Source organism: Roseovarius sp. B-10 (assembly GCF_056859295.1).
Map to the genome: position 1 here is coordinate 122,663 of NZ_JBSXOE010000025.1, position 16,908 is coordinate 139,570.

At 67.4% G+C, this 16,908-nt stretch carries 12 protein-coding genes; 11 read left to right on the plus strand and 1 reads right to left on the minus strand.

Features of this window, described 5'->3' with window-relative positions; genetic code table 11:
• Window positions 1-124: 124 nt before the first annotated feature.
• Window positions 125-1,105: a complex I NDUFA9 subunit family protein gene (locus AC13D8_RS06355; RefSeq protein ID WP_482968145.1), complete on the plus strand. Its 981-nt coding sequence runs from the start codon at window positions 125-127 to the stop codon at window positions 1,103-1,105.
• A 6-nt stretch (window positions 1,106-1,111) separates the two neighbouring features.
• On the opposite strand, the gene AC13D8_RS06360 is transcribed toward AC13D8_RS06355, so the two are convergent.
• Window positions 1,112-1,918 (minus strand): undecaprenyl-diphosphate phosphatase, encoded by an 807-nt coding sequence (locus AC13D8_RS06360; RefSeq protein ID WP_482968146.1) that lies wholly within the window; start codon window positions 1,916-1,918, stop codon window positions 1,112-1,114.
• Between the two features lie 214 nt (window positions 1,919-2,132).
• Here AC13D8_RS06360 and AC13D8_RS06365 point away from each other — a divergent pair, with 214 nt between their 5' ends.
• The 10 genes from AC13D8_RS06365 (at window position 2,133) to tdh (ending at window position 16,733) form a co-directional block, all read left to right on the plus strand.
• Complete coding sequence (locus AC13D8_RS06365; protein WP_482968147.1) at window positions 2,133-3,566, plus strand: NAD(P)-dependent oxidoreductase; 1,434 nt, start codon at window positions 2,133-2,135, stop codon at window positions 3,564-3,566.
• A gap of 113 nt (window positions 3,567-3,679) precedes the next feature.
• The gene (locus AC13D8_RS06370; protein WP_482968148.1) at window positions 3,680-4,123 is read left to right on the plus strand and encodes a GFA family protein; all 444 of its coding nucleotides are present in this window, start codon (window positions 3,680-3,682) and stop codon (window positions 4,121-4,123) included.
• Window positions 4,124-4,171: 48 nt separating this feature from the next.
• On the plus strand, window positions 4,172-8,704 hold the full coding sequence (gene gltB / locus AC13D8_RS06375; RefSeq protein ID WP_482968149.1) for a glutamate synthase large subunit: 4,533 nt from the start codon (window positions 4,172-4,174) through the stop codon (window positions 8,702-8,704).
• A 173-nt stretch (window positions 8,705-8,877) separates the two neighbouring features.
• Window positions 8,878-9,606, plus strand: a complete 729-nt coding sequence (mtgA, locus tag AC13D8_RS06380; protein ID WP_482968150.1) for a monofunctional biosynthetic peptidoglycan transglycosylase — start codon at window positions 8,878-8,880, stop codon at window positions 9,604-9,606.
• A gap of 61 nt (window positions 9,607-9,667) precedes the next feature.
• Window positions 9,668-10,333, plus strand: coding sequence for an FtsZ-binding protein FzlA (gene fzlA, locus AC13D8_RS06385; RefSeq protein ID WP_482968151.1), 666 nt, complete (start codon window positions 9,668-9,670; stop codon window positions 10,331-10,333).
• 66 nt (window positions 10,334-10,399) lie between these two features.
• Window positions 10,400-11,452, plus strand: coding sequence for a tRNA epoxyqueuosine(34) reductase QueG (queG, locus tag AC13D8_RS06390; RefSeq protein ID WP_482968152.1), 1,053 nt, complete (start codon window positions 10,400-10,402; stop codon window positions 11,450-11,452).
• 55 nt (window positions 11,453-11,507) lie between these two features.
• Window positions 11,508-13,505, plus strand: a complete 1,998-nt coding sequence (locus AC13D8_RS06395) for a hydantoinase/oxoprolinase N-terminal domain-containing protein (RefSeq protein ID WP_482968153.1) — start codon at window positions 11,508-11,510, stop codon at window positions 13,503-13,505.
• Between the two features lie 75 nt (window positions 13,506-13,580).
• On the plus strand, window positions 13,581-14,777 hold the full coding sequence (locus AC13D8_RS06400) for a glycine C-acetyltransferase (protein ID WP_482968154.1): 1,197 nt from the start codon (window positions 13,581-13,583) through the stop codon (window positions 14,775-14,777).
• The gene (locus tag AC13D8_RS06405; protein ID WP_482968155.1) at window positions 14,774-15,709 is read left to right on the plus strand and encodes a PLP-dependent cysteine synthase family protein; all 936 of its coding nucleotides are present in this window, start codon (window positions 14,774-14,776) and stop codon (window positions 15,707-15,709) included. The genes AC13D8_RS06400 and AC13D8_RS06405 overlap by 4 nt, the downstream gene beginning before the upstream one ends.
• 1 nt (window position 15,710) lies before the next feature.
• Window positions 15,711-16,733 carry an L-threonine 3-dehydrogenase gene (tdh, locus tag AC13D8_RS06410; RefSeq protein ID WP_482968158.1) on the plus strand — a complete coding sequence of 341 codons (1,023 nt, stop codon included), beginning with the start codon at window positions 15,711-15,713 and terminating at the stop codon, window positions 16,731-16,733.
• Window positions 16,734-16,908: the final 175 nt, after the last annotated feature.

Consider the following 16,908-nt stretch of genomic DNA (forward strand, 5'->3'; position numbering starts at 1 on the left):
TAGACGCAGCCCGACCGGGTGTCAACGGCGATTTCGCGCGATTTGGCCCGCAGGCGTTATCGTCTTGTCGGGCGGGCGCGGCGACGTTAGGAAAGAGGGGATCATGCGCAGCCCGGAGGCCCCTATGTCCAAGCTCGTCACCATCTATGGCGGATCAGGTTTCGTAGGACGCTATATTGCGCGGCGCATGGCGTCTGCGGGCTGGCGGGTGCGGGTTGCCGTGCGCCGTCCCAACGAGGCGATGCATGTCAAGCCCTACGGCGTGCCCGGGCAGGTGGAGCCGGTGTTCTGCAACATCCGTGACGATGCCAGTGTGCGCGCAGTGATGCTGGGCGCGGATGCGGTGGTCAATTGCGTGGGCACCTTCGACCGTGGCGGGCGCAACAATTTCCACGCGGTACAGGACGAGGGTGCGACGCGGATCGCGCGCATCGCCGCCGAGCAGGGCGTGGCACAGCTCGTCCACCTCTCGGCCATCGGCGCGAGCGCCAATTCGGCGAGCATCTACGCACGCACCAAGGCCGCCGGAGAGGCCGGTATCGCTGCACATTTTCCGCAGGCGGTGATTCTGCGGCCCTCGGTCATCTTCGGGGCGGAGGACCAGTTCTTTAACCGGTTTGCGGGGATGGCGCGGTTGTCGCCGGTGATCCCGGTCGTCGGAAGCGACACGCGGTTTCAGCCTGTCTATGTGGACGATGTGGCGCACGCGGCGGCAAAGGCGGCCATGGGCGCGGTGGAGCCGGGCATTTACGAGCTGGGCGGGCCCGAGGTGGCCACGTTCCGCGAGCTGATGAAGATGATGCTCGGGGTTATACGCCGGCGTCGTCTGATCGTCGGAATCCCGTTCGGGATCGCGTCAGTTATGGCGGCGGTGATGGAATTCGTGGAAACGATCACGTTCGGCCTCGTGCCGCCGCAGATCACGCGCGACCAGGTGCGCAGCCTGCGGGTGGACAACGTAGTGAGCGTGGGCGCGCGGACCTTCGCCGATTTAGGGATCGAGCCGGTGGCACCCGAGGCGGTTCTGCCCGATTACCTGTGGCGGTTCCGGCCTGCGGGCCAATACGAGGCAATCCACGAATCCGCCAGCAATTTCAAGGCGTAACGCTCCTCAACCATAAGTGAGGGCTAGCAGCACCACGCCGAGTGCGACCCGGTAGATCACGTATGGCGTGAAGCTCACCCGGTCGAGAAAGCGCATCATCACGCACAGCGCGCACCACGCCGCGGCGAAAGCGAACAGCGCGGCGAACGCTGCGCGACCGAGCAGGTCAAGCCCGGCATCGGCCTGCGCGAGGTCGATGGCCAGCACTGCTCCGGTGGCGAGTGTCGCCGGGATCGACATGAGCATCGACAGCCGCGTGGCGTCGCGGCGCTCGAGTCCGATGGCGCGCGCGCCGGTGATGGTGATGCCAGAGCGAGACACGCCGGGGATGAGCGCCAGCGCTTGCCACAGCCCCATGATAAGCGCACGGCGAAGGGTCCAGTCAGGTGCGTGCAGGGTTTGCGGGGCGACCCGGTCGATCCACCACAGGAGGATGCCGAAGACGATCATCGTCCAGCCGATCACGCGGGTGTCGCGCAGTGCGTCTTCCCAGCCCATGATCACGATAACAGCCCCCGTGATCACCAGCGGTACCGTGCCGAGCAGAAGGTTGCGGGCCAGTCGTGCGTCAGTGCTTTGACGTCTGCCGCGCAGGAGGTCGGCGAGACCACGCCCGGCGGCGGAGGATTCGGCGTGGAAATAGACGATCACGGCGAGAATCGAGCCCAGATGCACCGCCACGTCGAGAGCGACATCCTCTTCGCCGCTGCCGTTGACCTGGTGCAGAAGCGCGAGATGCGCCGAGGACGAAATGGGTAGGAACTCGGTGACGCCCTGGATGATCGCGAGCAGAAAGAGCGAAAACAGCGTCATCGAACGGATCCCGGGCCAGCCTGCGGCCCGTATAAGCGCCTGAGTTTCAATGACAACCCGAATAATATATCCGAATCGGACCTAAAAGTGTTAAGAATTCCCTCCAGAATCGATCGGTGGCGATATATTTCTCAATATATGTCAGCAATACTGCCTTTTCATGCTTTGGCATATGGTATAAAAGGGCGCTCTCAGAATTCCGGGAGGTGAAGACGTGGCGAAGCAACCCATGCTGAAATTCGTGTCGATCGGGCGGGATATGCCTGAGAAGCGGACGGCAGAGGCGCGCAGGCAGGATTTCCATGAGATCTATGCCGAATTCGCCGATGCGAAGGCGAAGGAGCAGGCCGGGCGGTGCAGTCAGTGCGGCGTGCCCTATTGCCAGACGCATTGCCCGCTGCACAACAACATCCCCGACTGGCTGCGCCTCACCGCCGAGGGGCGGTTGAAAGAAGCGTATGAACTCAGCCAGTTGACCAACACCTTCCCGGAGATTTGCGGGCGCATCTGCCCGCAGGACCGGCTGTGCGAAGGCAATTGCGTGATCGAGCAGGCGGGCCACGGCACCGTCACCATCGGCGCGGTGGAGAAATACATCACCGACACGGCGTGGGAGAAAGGCTGGGTCGAGCCCATCTCGCCAACCTCGGAACGTGTTGAATCTGTTGGGATAATCGGCTCCGGGCCCGGTGGTCTCGCGGCGGCCGACGTGCTGCGGCGGGCGGGCGTGCAGGTCACGATCTATGACCGCTATGATCGTGCGGGTGGGCTGATGACCTATGGCATCCCCGGCTTCAAGCTGGAGAAGGAAGTGGTGATGCGCCGGGTTGCGCAACTGGAGGAGGGCGGTGCGGAATTCGTCCTGAATTGCGAAGTCGGAACCGACATCAGCTTTGACGAAATTCGTAATAAACACAACGCTGTACTGATCGCCACCGGGGTCTACAAGAGCCGCGATCTGGACGGTCCGGGCGCAGGGGCGCAGGGCATCGTGCGGGCCATCGACTACCTGACGGCGAGCAATCGGGTGGGCTTTGGCGACAGCGTGCCGGAGTTCGACAGCGGCGAGCTGAATGCCGAGGGGAAACAAGTGGTCGTGGTTGGCGGCGGCGATACCGCAATGGATTGTGTGCGCACCGCCGTGCGGCAGGGCGCAAAATCAGTTATCTGCCTCTACCGCCGCGACCGTGACAACATGCCCGGAAGTCAACGTGAAGTGGCCAATGCCGAGGAAGAAGGCGTTGTTTTTGAATGGCTTAGCGCTCCGGTGGGCTTCGCGGGCGACCCGGTGAACGCGGTGCGGGTGCAGAAGATGCGCCTTGGCGCGCCGGACGCGACGGGCCGCCAAAGCCCCGAGCCGATCGAGGGCGCGGTCGAGGATGCGCCCGCCGACCTGGTCATCAAGGCGCTGGGGTTCGAACCTGAAAACCTGCCAACCCTCTGGAATCAAAAGGAATTGGAGGTCACGCGCTGGGGCACGGTCAAGGCCGAGTTCACCACCGGGCGCACCGCTCTGGACGGCGTTTACGCGGTGGGCGACATCGTGCGCGGCGCGAGCCTCGTGGTCTGGGCGATCCGCGACGGGCGCGACGCGGCGACCGCGATCCTCGACGATCTGCGCCCCGCGCAGGCCATTGCGGCGGAATGAACCTGTAGCTTCAAGCCGCGAACCGCAAGGTTCGGGGCGGGTGCGTGACGGTGCCGCAAGGGATTAGCAAGGATACGAGCCGGGCCTCAAAAAGGACAGGACAGGTGACCCAAATGGCTGAAGCCAGGAAACCAGAGTCGGACGAATTGACGGGGCGTTGCCTCTGTGGGGCCGTAAAGGTCACGGTTCGGTCCCATGCTGCGGCCGTCAGCGCCTGTCACTGTTCCATGTGCCGCCGCTGGAGCGGCGCGGCGATGTGGGTGCTGGAGGCACCGGTTGACGCGGTCGGGGTGACGGGGCCGATGGGGCGCTACCGCTCATCTTCGTTCGCCGAGCGCGCATGGTGTGCGGAGTGCGGAACACAACTCTGGATCAAGGATGATGATGGGCCATACGAATTGATGCCGGGGCTGTTCGACGGCGCGCGGGAGCTGCGCCTGTCGCACGAGATATACGTGGACCAGGCGTTTGCCAGCGTCGTGCTGGCGGGCGGGCACAAGCGTGTGACGCGGGCCGAGTACGAGGCGTCGGAACGGTCGGTGCCCGTTGGGTTCTAGAATGGAATGAAACGGATGCGCCCCGGCGCAGGATGAGGAGTGATCGCGATGTCGGATTTCGATAGCAACTGGGCGGCCGTTGAGACGGCCAAGCGCGACTGGCTGGCCGAGCATGGCATGTATGCCCATGAGGAGGAGCATTCGTCCTGCGGCGTGGGCCTTGTCGTCAGCATCGACGGCAAGCCCTCGCGCAAGGTGGTGCAGGCGGGGATCGACGCGCTGAAGGCGATCTGGCACCGCGGCGCGGTGGATGCCGACGGCAAGACCGGCGACGGCGCGGGTATCCATGTGCAGATCCCGGTGCCGTTCTTTTATGACCAGATCCGGCGCACCGGGCACGAGCCGAACGAGAACCGGCTGGTAGCGGTGGGGCAGGTGTTCCTGCCGCGCACGGATTTCGGCGCGCAGGAGCGCTGCCGGACCATCGTGGAGACCGAGGTGCTGCGGATGGGGCACACGATCTATGGCTGGCGGCATGTGCCGGTCGATGTCTCCTGCCTGGGTGAGAAGGCCAACGCGACGCGGCCCGAGATCGAGCAGATCCTGATCTCGGACGCCAAGGGGCTGGACGAGGAGAGCTTTGAGCGTGAGCTGTACGTCATTCGCCGCCGGATCGAGAAGGCGGCGCAGGCGGCGGGCGTCGGCGCGCTCTATATTGCGAGCCTGTCGTGCCGCAGCATCATCTACAAGGGCATGATGCTGGCCGAGCAGGTGGCGGTGTTCTACCCCGACCTGATGGACGAGCGGTTCAGGAGCGCCTTCGCGATCTATCACCAGCGCTATTCGACCAACACGTTCCCGCAATGGTGGCTGGCGCAGCCGTTCCGGATGCTGGCGCATAACGGCGAGATCAACACGCTGAAGGGCAATCTCAACTGGATGAAGAGCCACGAGATCCGCATGGCGTCGTCGGCCTTTGGCGAGATGGCCGAGGATATCAAGCCGATCGTGGCGCAGGGGTCGTCGGATAGCGCCGCGCTGGATGCCGTGTTCGAGGTGCTGGTGCGCGCGGGCCGCAAGGCGCCGATGGCCAAGACCATGCTGGTGCCGGAATCCTGGTCCAAGCAGGCCGAGGACCTGCCCGCGGCGTGGCGCGACATGTATTCCTACTGCAACAGCGTGATGGAGCCGTGGGACGGCCCTGCCGCGCTTGCCATGACCGACGGTCGCTGGGTCTGTGCCGGGCTCGACCGCAACGGGCTGCGGCCGATGCGCTATGTCGTGACCGGTGACGGGCTGCTGATCGCCGGGAGCGAGGCGGGCATGGTGCCGGTGGACGAATCGAGCGTGCGGGAAAAGGGCGCGCTTGGCCCCGGGCAGATGATCGCGGTGGACATGACCGAGGGCCGCCTGTTCCACGATGCCGAGATGAAGAACCGGCTGGCCGAAGCACAGCCGTTCGGCGAGTGGGTGGGCAAGATCAACGAGCTTGACGGGGTGCTTGCCCGCGTGACCGAGGCGCCGCTCTTTGAGGGGGGCGACCTGCGGCGTCGGCAGATTGCGGCGGGCTACAGCATCGAGGAGATCGAATCGATCCTCGCGCCGATGGCCGAGGACGGCAAGGAGGCGATTGCCTCGATGGGCGATGACACGCCCGCCGCTGTGCTCTCGCGGCAATACCGCCCGCTGAGCCATTACTTTCGGCAGAATTTCAGCCAGGTGACCAACCCGGCGATTGATTCCCTGCGCGAATTCAGGGTGATGAGCCTCAAGACGCGGTTCGGCAATCTCAAGAACGTGCTGGACGAGTCGAGCGCGCAGACCGAGATCATCGTGCTGGAAAGCCCGTTCGTGGCCAATGCTCAGTGGCAGGAGATGATCCGCGCGTTCGATGCGGACGTGGCCGAGATCGACTGCACCTTTGCGCCCGGCACGGGGGCGTTGCAGGCCGGGCTGGAGCGTATCCGCGCCGAGGCCGAGGATGCCGTGCGGTCGGGGATCGGGCATATCGTGCTGAGCGATCACGGGCTGGGCGAGGCGCGCATCGGGATGCCGATGATCCTCGCGACATCCGCGGTGCATTCCCACCTGACGCGCAAGGGCCTGAGGACGTTTTGCAGCCTCAACGTGCGGTCGGCGGAGTGCATCGACCCGCATTATTTCGCCGTGCTGATCGGCGCGGGGGCGACCACGGTGAACCCCTATCTTGCCGAGGACACCATCGCTGATCGCAACCGCCGGGGCCTGATCGAGGGCAGCCTGACCGAGGCGGTGGCGCGCTATCGCGCGGCGATTGACCTGGGCATTCTCAAGATCATGTCGAAGATGGGGATTTCGGTGATCTCGTCGTACCGCGGCGGGCTGAATTTCGAGGCCGTGGGGTTGGGGCGCGCGATGTGCGCCGAGTATTTCCCGGGGCTGGTGAGCCGGATCAGCGGCATCGGCGTGAGCGGTATCCAGGCCAAGCTGGAGGAGGTGCATGGCCGCGCCTTCGGAGGCGGGCAGGATATCCTGCCGATCGGCGGGTTCTACAAGGCGCGCAAGTCGGGCGAGACCCATGCCTGGGGCGCGCAGACCATGCACATGATGCAGATGGCCTGCAACAAGGCGAGCTATGAGCTGTGGAAGCGGTATTCGGCCACGCTTCAGGCGAATCCGCCGATCCATCTGCGCGACCTGATGGCGATCAAGCCGATTGGCGAGGCGGTGCCGATCGAGGAGGTCGAGAGCGTCACCGCGATCCGCAAGCGGTTTGTCACGCCGGGGATGTCGTTGGGGGCGCTGAGCCCCGAGGCGCACAAGACGCTCAACATCGCGATGAACCGGATCGGCGCGCGCAGCGACAGTGGCGAGGGCGGCGAGGACCCGGCGCATTTCACGCCGGATGCCAATGGCGACAACCCCTCCGCCAAGATCAAGCAGGTGGCGAGCGGGCGGTTCGGCGTGACGGCGGAATACCTCAACCATTGCGAGGAGCTGGAGATCAAGATCGCGCAGGGAGCCAAGCCCGGCGAGGGCGGGCAGCTACCTGGGATGAAGGTGACCAAGCTGATCGCGAGGCTGCGGCATTCGACGCCGGGGGTGACGCTGATCTCGCCGCCGCCGCATCACGATATCTATTCCATCGAGGACCTGGCGCAGCTCATCTATGACCTGAAGCAGATCAATCCGAATGTGAAGGTCACCGTGAAGCTGGTGGCGCAGTCGGGCGTGGGCACGATTGCTGCCGGTGTGGCCAAGGCCAAGGCCGACGTGATCCTGATTTCGGGACACAATGGCGGCACGGGTGCGAGCCCTGCCACCTCGATCAAGTATGCCGGGCTGCCGTGGGAGATGGGCCTGACCGAGGCGCACCAGGTGCTGAGCATGAACAACCTGCGGGGGCGGGTGACGCTCAGGACCGATGGTGGCCTGCGCACCGGGCGCGACATCGTGATGGCGGCGATGATGGGGGCCGAGGAATACGGCATCGGCACCGCCGCGCTGATCGCGATGGGCTGTATCATGGTGCGCCAGTGCCAGTCGAATACCTGCCCTGTGGGTGTCTGCACGCAGGACGAGGATTTGCGCGCCAAGTTCACCGGCACGGCGGACAAGGTGGTGAACCTCATCACCTTTTACGCGCAGGAGGTGCGGGAAATCCTGGCGAGCATCGGCGCGCGGTCGCTTGACGAGGTGATCGGGCGGGCGGACCTGCTGACGCAGGTGAGCCGCGGCTCGGCGCATCTGGACGACCTAGACCTCAACCCGATGCTTATCACCGTGGATGGGGCCAAGGACGTCCGCTATGACCGCACGCGCGCGCGCAACGAGGTGCCCGACACGCTGGATGCCGAGATCGTGCGCGATGCGGCGCGGTTCCTGGAGGATGGCGAGAAGATGCAGCTTCACTACACGGTGCAGAACACGCACCGGACGGTGGGCACGCGGGTCTCATCCCACATCGTGCGCCGCTTCGGGATGCGCAACAGCCTGCAACCCGACCACCTGACCGTGAAGCTGTCGGGCAGCGCGGGGCAGAGCCTGGGCGCGTTTGCCGCGCCGGGGCTGAAGATCGAGGTCAGCGGCGACGCCAACGATTACGTGGGCAAGGGCCTGTCGGGCGGCACCATCGTGGTGCGCCCACCGATGGCGAGCCCGCTGGTCGCGCACGAGAACACCATCATCGGCAACACGGTGCTCTATGGCGCGACCGCCGGATACCTGTTTGCCGCGGGGCGCGCGGGCGAGCGGTTTGCCGTGCGCAACTCGGGCGCGCACGTGGTGGTCGAGGGCTGCGGCAGCAATGGCTGCGAGTACATGACCGGCGGCGTGGCGGTGATCCTCGGCGAGATCGGGGCCAATTTCGGCGCCGGCATGACCGGCGGCATGGCCTATATCTATGATCCCGAGGATCGCGCGCCCGCGTTGGTCAACGGCGAGACGCTGGTCGCCTGCCCGGTGACCGAGCCGCACTGGCAGGACGAACTCAAGGGGCTGATCGAGCGGCACCTGACCGAGACCGGATCGCGACGGGCGGCGGATATCCTGCAATACTGGGACCGCGAATTGCCGCGTTTCGTGCAGCTTTGCCCGAGGGAGATGCTCGACAAGATCGCGCATCCGCTGGGCGTGGAGCCGGAGGCGATCCCGGCGGAGTGAGGCGAGGCCCCGCGCGCGGGGCGCTTGCACCGCCCGGGTGAGGAGGATTTGCACCAGGAAGAGGCGGTGGGGCGCGTGCCCCGCCGCGCCGATCCGGGCATTTTTGCCGGTCGGGCGCCGCCGCCCGCGCCAAAGCGGTTTTGCCGGGCGCGGCGGGGCGCTATAGCTGGGCCATGGCGGGACGCAGGAAGAAAACGGCGAAGGGCAGGCGGCGGCGGGCGGCCCCGGTGGGGGTGTGGCGCAGGCTGCGGCGCTGGCTGTTGTGGTCCGCGCTCGTGGTGGTGGCGGCGTTCGCGCTGAGCCTGCTGGCCTATCGCTGGGTGGATCCGCCGGCGACGATCTATACCTGGCAGGAGGAACGGCGGCTGGGCGCGATTTCGCGCGAGCCGGTGCCGATGGCGCGGATCGCGCCGGTGATGGCGCGGTCGGCGGTGGCCGCCGAGGACGCCAATTTCTGCCTGCACTGGGGGTTCGACATGGGTGCGATTCGCGACGCCATCGCCGATGGCTCTGTGCGCGGGGCCTCGACCGTCAGCCAGCAGGTGGTCAAGAACGTGTGGCTGTGGCACGGGCGCAACTGGGCGCGCAAGGCGCTGGAGGCCGCGATCACGCCGCTGATGGAGGCGGCATGGCCCAAGCGGCGGGTGCTGGAGGTCTATCTCAACATCGCCGAGTTCGACGAGGGCGTGTTCGGGGTGGAGGCCGCGGCGCGGCATTATTTCGGCGTGGCGGCGGCGGACCTGAGCGCGGTGCAGGCGGCGCGGCTCGCCGCGGTGCTGCCCGATCCCAAGGGGCGCTCTGCCAGCCGTCCGTCGGCGGCGCTGCGGCAACGCGCGGCGGCGATCGTGGACGGGGCGGCGACCATCGCCCGCGACGGCCGCGCCGCCTGTTTCGAGGATTGAAACCCGCGCCGGAAGCGGGCATGGAAGGGGCTGTTTCCAATAGCAGAGGCACGCATCCGACATGGCCCGGCTCTACCACGTTCCGCTCTCGCCCTTCTGCCGCAAGGTGCGGCTGTGTCTTGCCGAGAAGCGGATCGAGTGCGAGCTGGTCGAGGAGCGGTACTGGGAGCAGGATGCCGATTTCCTGCGCCGCAACCCGGCCGGCAAGGTGCCGGTGCTGCGCATGGACGGGCGCACCCTGGCCGAGAGTGCCGCGATCTGCGAATATATCGAGGAGCGCCACCCCGAGCCGCCGCTGATGCCCAAGGGGGCCGAGGCGCGCTACGAGGTGCGGCGGCTGGTGGGGTGGTTTGACGACAAGTTTCACCACGAGGTGACGGCCAAGCTGCTTTACGAGCGGGTCAACAAGAAGATCATGAAGCTGGGCTTTCCCGACAGCCGCAACGTCAAGGACGGGGCGCGGGCGGTCAAGTTTCACCTCGATTACATGGCGTGGCTGCTGGATCATCGGCGGTGGCTGGCCGGGGACGTGATGACGCTGGCGGATTTCGCGGCAGCCGCGCACATGTCGTCGCTGGACTATATCTCGGACGTGGACTGGCACCGCTCGGAGGCGGTCAAGGACTGGTATGCCAAGATCAAGTCGCGCCCCGCGTTCCGGGGGATTCTCGCGGATCAGGTGCCGGGATTTCCGCCGCCGGCGCATTATGCCGACCTGGATTTCTAGAGCGGCCGGAGGGGCGCTGCCCCTCTTGGCCTGCGGCCAATTCACCCCGGGATATTGGGGGGCAAGATGAAGGCGGGGCTGAAAGAGAGACTGGTTGCACAGGCGGTGATCGAGGGGTTCGACGCCTGCCGGGTGTGCCGCCCGTGGGATGTGGGGCATGTGCCGGGGCGGCTGGCAGCATTTCTGGAGCGTGGCCATCATGGGCAGATGGGCTGGCTGGCCGAGCGCGCGCACTGGCGGGGGGCGCCGGAGGTGCTCTGGCCCGAGGCGCGCAGCGTGATCGTTCTGGGCGAGAGCTATACGCCCGAGGGGGATGCGCTGGCGGGGCTGGAGCAGCGGGAGTGCGGCAACGTTTCGGTCTATGCGCGGGGGCGCGATTATCACGACACGGTCAAGAAGCGGCTGAAGCGGCTGGCGCGGTGGCTGATTGCCGAAGGTGGCGGCGAGGTGAAGGTGTTCGTCGATACAGCACCCGTGCCGGAAAAGCCGCTGGGACAGGCGGCGGGGCTGGGCTGGCAGGGCAAGCACACCAACCTGGTGAGCCGCGACCTGGGGAGCTGGTTTTTCATCGGGTCGGTGTTTACCACGCTGGACCTGGAGGCCGATCCGGCGGAGGTGGATCATTGCGGGTCGTGCCGGGCGTGTCTGGACGTGTGCCCGACGGATGCCTTTCCGGCGCCGTATCAACTGGATGCGCGGCGCTGCATTTCCTACCTGACGATCGAGCACAAGGGGCCGGTGGACGAGGAATTGCGCGCGCGGATGGGCAACCGCATCTATGGTTGCGACGATTGCCTGGCGGTGTGCCCGTGGAACAAGTTTGCCGTCGAGGCGCGGGAGGTGAAATACGCCGCGCGCGATGACCTGGTTGCGCCGAAGCTGGCGGAATTGGCGGTGCTGGACGATGCCGGGTTTCGGGAACGGTTCTCGGGCTCGCCCATCAAGCGGATCGGGCGGGACCGGTTCGTGCGCAACGTGCTCTATGCCATAGGTAATTCGGGCGATCCCGGCTTGCGGGAGGTGGCGCAGGGATTGTGCGAGGATGCGGACGCGGCGGTGGCGGATGCGGCGCGCTGGGCGGTGATGCGACTGTGTGATGACGCAAACGGGCTGGAATAGCCCGGCAGAGCGGTTACACCCCCTTCGGAAGGACGCGAGGCGGGAGAGCGGGCGCATGGCATTGCTATTGGGGGTGGATACGGGCGGCACCTATACCGATGCCGTGCTGTTGCGCGACGAGCGCGAGGTGGTGGCGAGCGCCAAGGCGCTGACCACGCGCCATGACCTGGCCATCGGGATCGGCCGCGCGGTGGCGGAGGTGCTGCGCGCAAGCGGCGCGCAGGCGGGCGAGATCGGGCTGGCGTCGCTGTCGACCACGCTGGCGACCAATGCGCTGGTCGAAGGGCAGGGCGGGCGTGCGGGGCTGATCTATATCGGGTTTCGCGAGGTGGACCTGGCGGCGCATGGGCTGGCCGAGGCGCTGGGGGGCGATCCGGCGCTGGTGATCGCGGGCGGCCACGGGGCGAGCGGGGCCGAGGCGGCGCCGCTGGACGAGGGGGCGCTGCGGCGCTGGCTGGAAGCGGGGCAGGGGGCTGGCGCGTATGCGGTGGCCGGGCTGTTCGCGACGCGCAACCCGGGGCACGAGTTGCGCGCGGCGGAGGTGATCCGCGAGGTGACCGGCAAGCCGGTGAGCCTGTCGCATCACCTGTCGGCCAAGCTGAACGGGCCGAAGCGGGCGCTGACCGCGCTGCTCAATGCGCGGCTGATCGGCATGATCGCGCGGCTGATCGAGCGGGCGGAGGGGGTGCTGCGGGGGCAGGGGATCACCGCGCCCTTGATGGTGGTGCGCGGCGATGGCGCGCTGATCAGCGCAGCACAGGCGCGGGAGCGGCCCATCGAGACGATCCTGAGCGGTCCGGCGGCGAGCCTCATCGGGGCGCGGTGGCTGACCGGGGCGGATCATGCGCTGGTGTCGGATATCGGCGGGACGACGACGGACGTGGCGGTGCTGCGCGGCGGGCGGCCCGCCATCGACCCGGAGGGCGCGCGGGTGGGCCCGTGGCGCACCATGGTCGAGGCGGTGGCGATGCGCACCTTTGGACTGGGCGGCGACAGCGAGGTGCACGTGGCCGAGGGGCTGGGCGGGGGTGTGAGCCTCGGACCCCGGCGGGTGGTACCGGTGAGCCTGATGGCGGTAGAGGCGCCGGAGGCGGTGCATGCCGCGCTGGAGGCGCAGGGCCGCGCGGCGGCGCCGGGCGAGATGGATGCGCGGTTCGTGCGCGCCGTGCCCGGCGTCGAGGCCGGGGGGCTGTCGGAGCGCGAGGCGGGCCTGCTGGCGCGGATTGAGGGGGCGGTGCGGCCGCTGGGGGCGGTGCTGCGCAACCGGATGGATCATGCCGCGCTGAGCCGGCTGGTGCGGCGCGGACTGGTGCAACTGGGCGGGGTGACGCCCTCGGATGCCGCGCATGTGCTGGGCCGGCTTTCGGCCTGGGACGGGGAGGCGGCGCGGCTGGCGCTGGGGCTGGTGGCGCGCAAGCGGGTGGGATCCGGTGATCGGCTGGCCGCCGGGGCGGAGGCGCTGGCGCAGATGATCGTGGACGGGCTGACGCATCAGACGGCGCTGGCGTTGCTGGAGGTGGGGTTCGCCGAGGAGGAGGCGGGTTTTGGCCTGCCGCCCGCGGCGCTGGCGAGCCATGTGCTGATGCAGCGGGGCCTCGGGCCGCACCGGGGGCTGGTGCGGATCGAGACCGGATTGAACGTGCCGGTGATCGGGTTGGGGGCCTCGGCGGCGAGCTATTATGGCGCGGTGGGCGAGCGGCTCCATGCCGAGGTGATCGTGCCGGAGCATGCCGGCGTCGCCAATGCCATCGGCGCGGTGGTGGGACGGGTGGTGATCCGGCGCGCGGGCGTGGTGACCGCGCCCGCCGAGGGGAGATACCGCGCGCACCTGGAAAGCGGGCCGGAGGATTTCGCGGACGCGGAGGCGGCGATGGCGGCGCTGGAGGCGGCGCTGGGCGCGGAGGCACGGGCGGCGGCGGTGGCCGCGGGGGCCGTGGACGTGCAGGTGAGCGCGCGGCGGGAGGTGCGCGAGGCCGAGGCCGAGGGGCGGCGGGTGTTTCTGGAGGCGGAGATCGTGGTAGAGGCGGGGGGGCGGCCGAGGGTGGCCGCCTGAGAAGGGGGCGCTGCCCCCGTCGCCCGTGCCGGGCGACTCCCCCGGAATATTTGGGGCAAGATGAAGGAGGAGAACATGGCGGCAACGGATCGCTTCGACGCGGACCTGGCGGCGCGGCTGGAGGGGCTGCGCGGCGAGGGGCTTTACAAATCCGAGCGGGTGATCGCCTCGATGCAGGCGGGGGAGGTGCGGCTGGCGGACGGGCGCGAGGTGATTAACCTCTGCGCCAACAACTATCTCGGGCTGGCCGATCACCGGCAAGTGATCGCGGCGGCGCACGCGGCGCTCGACCGCTACGGGTTCGGCATGGCGAGCGTCCGGTTCATCTGTGGCACGCAGGAGGAGCACAAGGAGCTGGAGGCGCGGATCGCCGGGTTTCTGGGGACCGAGGACGCGATCCTCTATGCCGCCGCGTTCGATGCCAATGCGGGGCTGTTCGAGACGCTGCTGGGCGCGGAGGACGCGATCATTTCCGACAGCCTGAACCATGCGAGCATCATCGACGGGGTGCGGCTGAGCAAGGCGCAGCGGTATCGCTATGCCAATCGCGACATGGCCGACCTGGAGCGGTGCCTGCGCGAGGCGGCGGGGGCGCGCCACCGGATGATCGCCACCGATGGCGTGTTTTCAATGGACGGGTATTACGCGCCGCTCGATGAGATATGCGACCTGGCGGCGCGGTATGACGCGCTGGTGATGGTGGATGATTGCCACGCCACGGGTTTCGTGGGGGAGACCGGGCGCGGCACGCATGAGCATTTCGGGGTGATGGATCGGGTGGATATCCTGACCGGCACGCTGGGCAAGGCGCTGGGCGGGGCCTCGGGCGGCTATACGGCGGCGTCGGCCAAGGTGGTGGACTGGTTGCGGCAACGCTCGCGGCCCTACCTCTTTTCCAACACGCTGGCGCCGGTGATCGCGGGGGCGTCGCTCAAGGTCTTCGACATGCTGGAGGACGGCGCGGAGCGGCGCGCGCGGCTGTGGGAGAACGCGGCGTATTTCCGCGAGCGGATGGGGGCGCTGGGGTTTGAGCTCTTGCCCGGCGAACATGCCATCATCCCGGTGATGCTGCGCGACCCGAAGCTGGCGCAGGAGATGGCGGCGCGGCTGGGGGAGCGCGGCGTGTTCGTGGCGGCGTTTTCCTTTCCGGTGGTGCCCAAGGGGCAGGACCGTATCCGCACGCAGATGAGCGCCGGGCTGAGCCGCGAGATGGTGGACCGGGCGGTGGACGCGTTCGGGGCCGTGGGCCGGGACCTGGGGGTGATCCGATGATGCCGCTGCCCTCGGTCGTCGACGCGATCGGCGGGACGCCGTTGGTCGAATTGCACCGGGTCGTGGAGGCCCTGGGGCTCGAGGGGCGGTTGCTGGCCAAGCTGGATTATCTCAACCCCGGATTGTCCAAGAAGGACCGCGCCGCGCGGGCGATCATCGAGGCGGCGCGCGCGAGCGGCGAGTTGCGCGACGGGCAGACCGTGGTGGAGCTGACCTCGGGCAACATGGGCACGGGGCTTGCGATTGTCTGCGCAGTGCTGGGGCATCCGTTCGTCGCGGTGATGAGCGAGGGCAATTCCGAGGAACGCGCGCGGATGATGCGCGCGCTGGGCGCTGAGGTGGTGCTGGTGCGCCAAGCCGAGGGCGCGCGGCCGGGGGAGGTGTCGGGGGCGGATCTCGCGCTGGTCGAGGAAGAGGCGCGCTGGATCACGAAGGACCGCGCCGCGTTCCGGGCCGATCAGTTCGCGCGTGCGGGCAACCCCGAGGCCCACGCGACCGGCACCGCGCCCGAAATCTGGGAGCAGTCGGGCCACGCGGTGACCGCGTTTTGCGATTTTGTCGGCTCTGGCGGCACGGTGGGCGGCGCGGCGCGGTTTTTTGCGCCTCTGGGGGTGCGGTGCTACGCGGTGCATCCTGACCGGGCGGAGCACCCGATCCAGGGGGGCGGGTACGGAATGCCCGACCTGGTGCATCTGTACGGCGCCGACCTGGCGGGCGATGTGACGGTCACGGGGGCCGAGGCGGCGGAGCATGCGCGGATGCTGGCGCGAACCGAGGGCATTTTCGGGGGCTATTCCGCCGGGGCCAACCTGGCGGCGGCGATCCGGCTGTTGCAGGGGCCGGAGCGGGGCGGCTGCGTCGCGTTCGTGGTTTGCGACAGCGGGTTGAAATATCTGAGCACCGATTTGTGGGGGCAGGGCAATGCAGAATGAAATGAAGGCGCTGGTGAAGTCGAAGTCCGAGCCGGGGCTGTGGATGGAATATGTGCCGGTGCCCGAGCCGGGGCCGGCGGATGTGCTGATCAAGGTGAAGAAATCCGCGATTTGCGGCACCGATGTGCATATCTGGAAATGGGACGAGTTCAGCGCCAAGACGGTGCCGGTGCCGATGGTGGTGGGGCACGAATTCGTCGGCGAGATCGTGGATTGCGGCGCGGCGGCGGTGAAATACCGGATCGGGCAGCGGGTCTCGGGCGAGGGGCATATCGTCTGCGGGGCGTGCCGCAACTGTCGCGCGGGGCGGGGGCATTTGTGCCGCAACACGCGAGGAGTAGGCGTGAACCGGCCCGGGTCGTTCGCCGAGTATGTCTGTATCCCCGAGATGAACGTGGTGCCTATTCCTGCGGACATCCCCGACGAGATCGCGGCGATCTTCGATCCGTTCGGCAACGCGGTGCATACCGCGCTGAGCTTTGACTTGGTGGGCGAGGACGTGCTGGTGACGGGCGCGGGGCCGATCGGGATCATGGGCGCGCTGGTGGCGCAGAAGGTGGGCGCGCGCAAGGTGGTGATCACCGATATCAACCCATACCGCCTTGATCTTGCGCGCCGCATGGGGGTGCAGCATGTGGTCGACGTGTCCGCCGAGCAATTGCGCGAGGTGATGGACGGGATCGGCATGACCGAGGGGTTCGACGTGGGGCTGGAGATGTCGGGGGCCTCGGCAGCGATGCAACAGATGATCGCGCGGATGAACAATGGCGGCAAGGTTGCGTTGCTGGGGATCGCGCCGACCGAGTTCGCGGTGGACTGGAACGCGGTGATCTTCAAGATGCTGCATATCAAGGGCATCTATGGCCGCGAGATGTTCGAGACCTGGTACAAGATGATCGCACTGGTGCAATCGGGGCTGGACGTGAGCGGGCTGATTACGCACCGCATCGGGATCGACGATTTCGAGGCCGGGTTCGCCGCGATGATCTCGGGCAATTCGGGCAAGGTGGTGATGGATTGGTGAGGGGGAGGGTCTGGCCGTGAGCGGACGTTGGACCATCTGGTCCCGGCGCGGATTCAAGGCCGAAGGCCGCCGCGCCATCGCATGTCCGCCCCCCGGACAGGCGATTTGGCTAAGCTAGCGCACCGATTGCATGTTTTTCGGGAAATCAGAAATAAAGTGCCCTGAAGAACCGTTG

Coding starts and splice junctions, on each gene's coding strand:
- AC13D8_RS06355 (WP_482968145.1), top strand. CDS start 125: ATGTCCAAGCTCGTCACCATCTATGGCGGATCAGGTTTCGTAGGACGC.
- AC13D8_RS06360 (WP_482968146.1), bottom strand. CDS start 1,918: ATGACGCTGTTTTCGCTCTTTCTGCTCGCGATCATCCAGGGCGTCACC.
- AC13D8_RS06370 (WP_482968148.1), top strand. CDS start 3,680: ATGGCTGAAGCCAGGAAACCAGAGTCGGACGAATTGACGGGGCGTTGC.
- gltB (WP_482968149.1), top strand. CDS start 4,172: ATGTCGGATTTCGATAGCAACTGGGCGGCCGTTGAGACGGCCAAGCGC.
- mtgA (WP_482968150.1), top strand. CDS start 8,878: ATGGCGGGACGCAGGAAGAAAACGGCGAAGGGCAGGCGGCGGCGGGCG.
- fzlA (WP_482968151.1), top strand. CDS start 9,668: ATGGCCCGGCTCTACCACGTTCCGCTCTCGCCCTTCTGCCGCAAGGTG.
- queG (WP_482968152.1), top strand. CDS start 10,400: ATGAAGGCGGGGCTGAAAGAGAGACTGGTTGCACAGGCGGTGATCGAG.
- AC13D8_RS06395 (WP_482968153.1), top strand. CDS start 11,508: ATGGCATTGCTATTGGGGGTGGATACGGGCGGCACCTATACCGATGCC.
- AC13D8_RS06400 (WP_482968154.1), top strand. CDS start 13,581: ATGGCGGCAACGGATCGCTTCGACGCGGACCTGGCGGCGCGGCTGGAG.
- AC13D8_RS06405 (WP_482968155.1), top strand. CDS start 14,774: ATGATGCCGCTGCCCTCGGTCGTCGACGCGATCGGCGGGACGCCGTTG.
- tdh (WP_482968158.1), top strand. CDS start 15,711: ATGAAGGCGCTGGTGAAGTCGAAGTCCGAGCCGGGGCTGTGGATGGAA.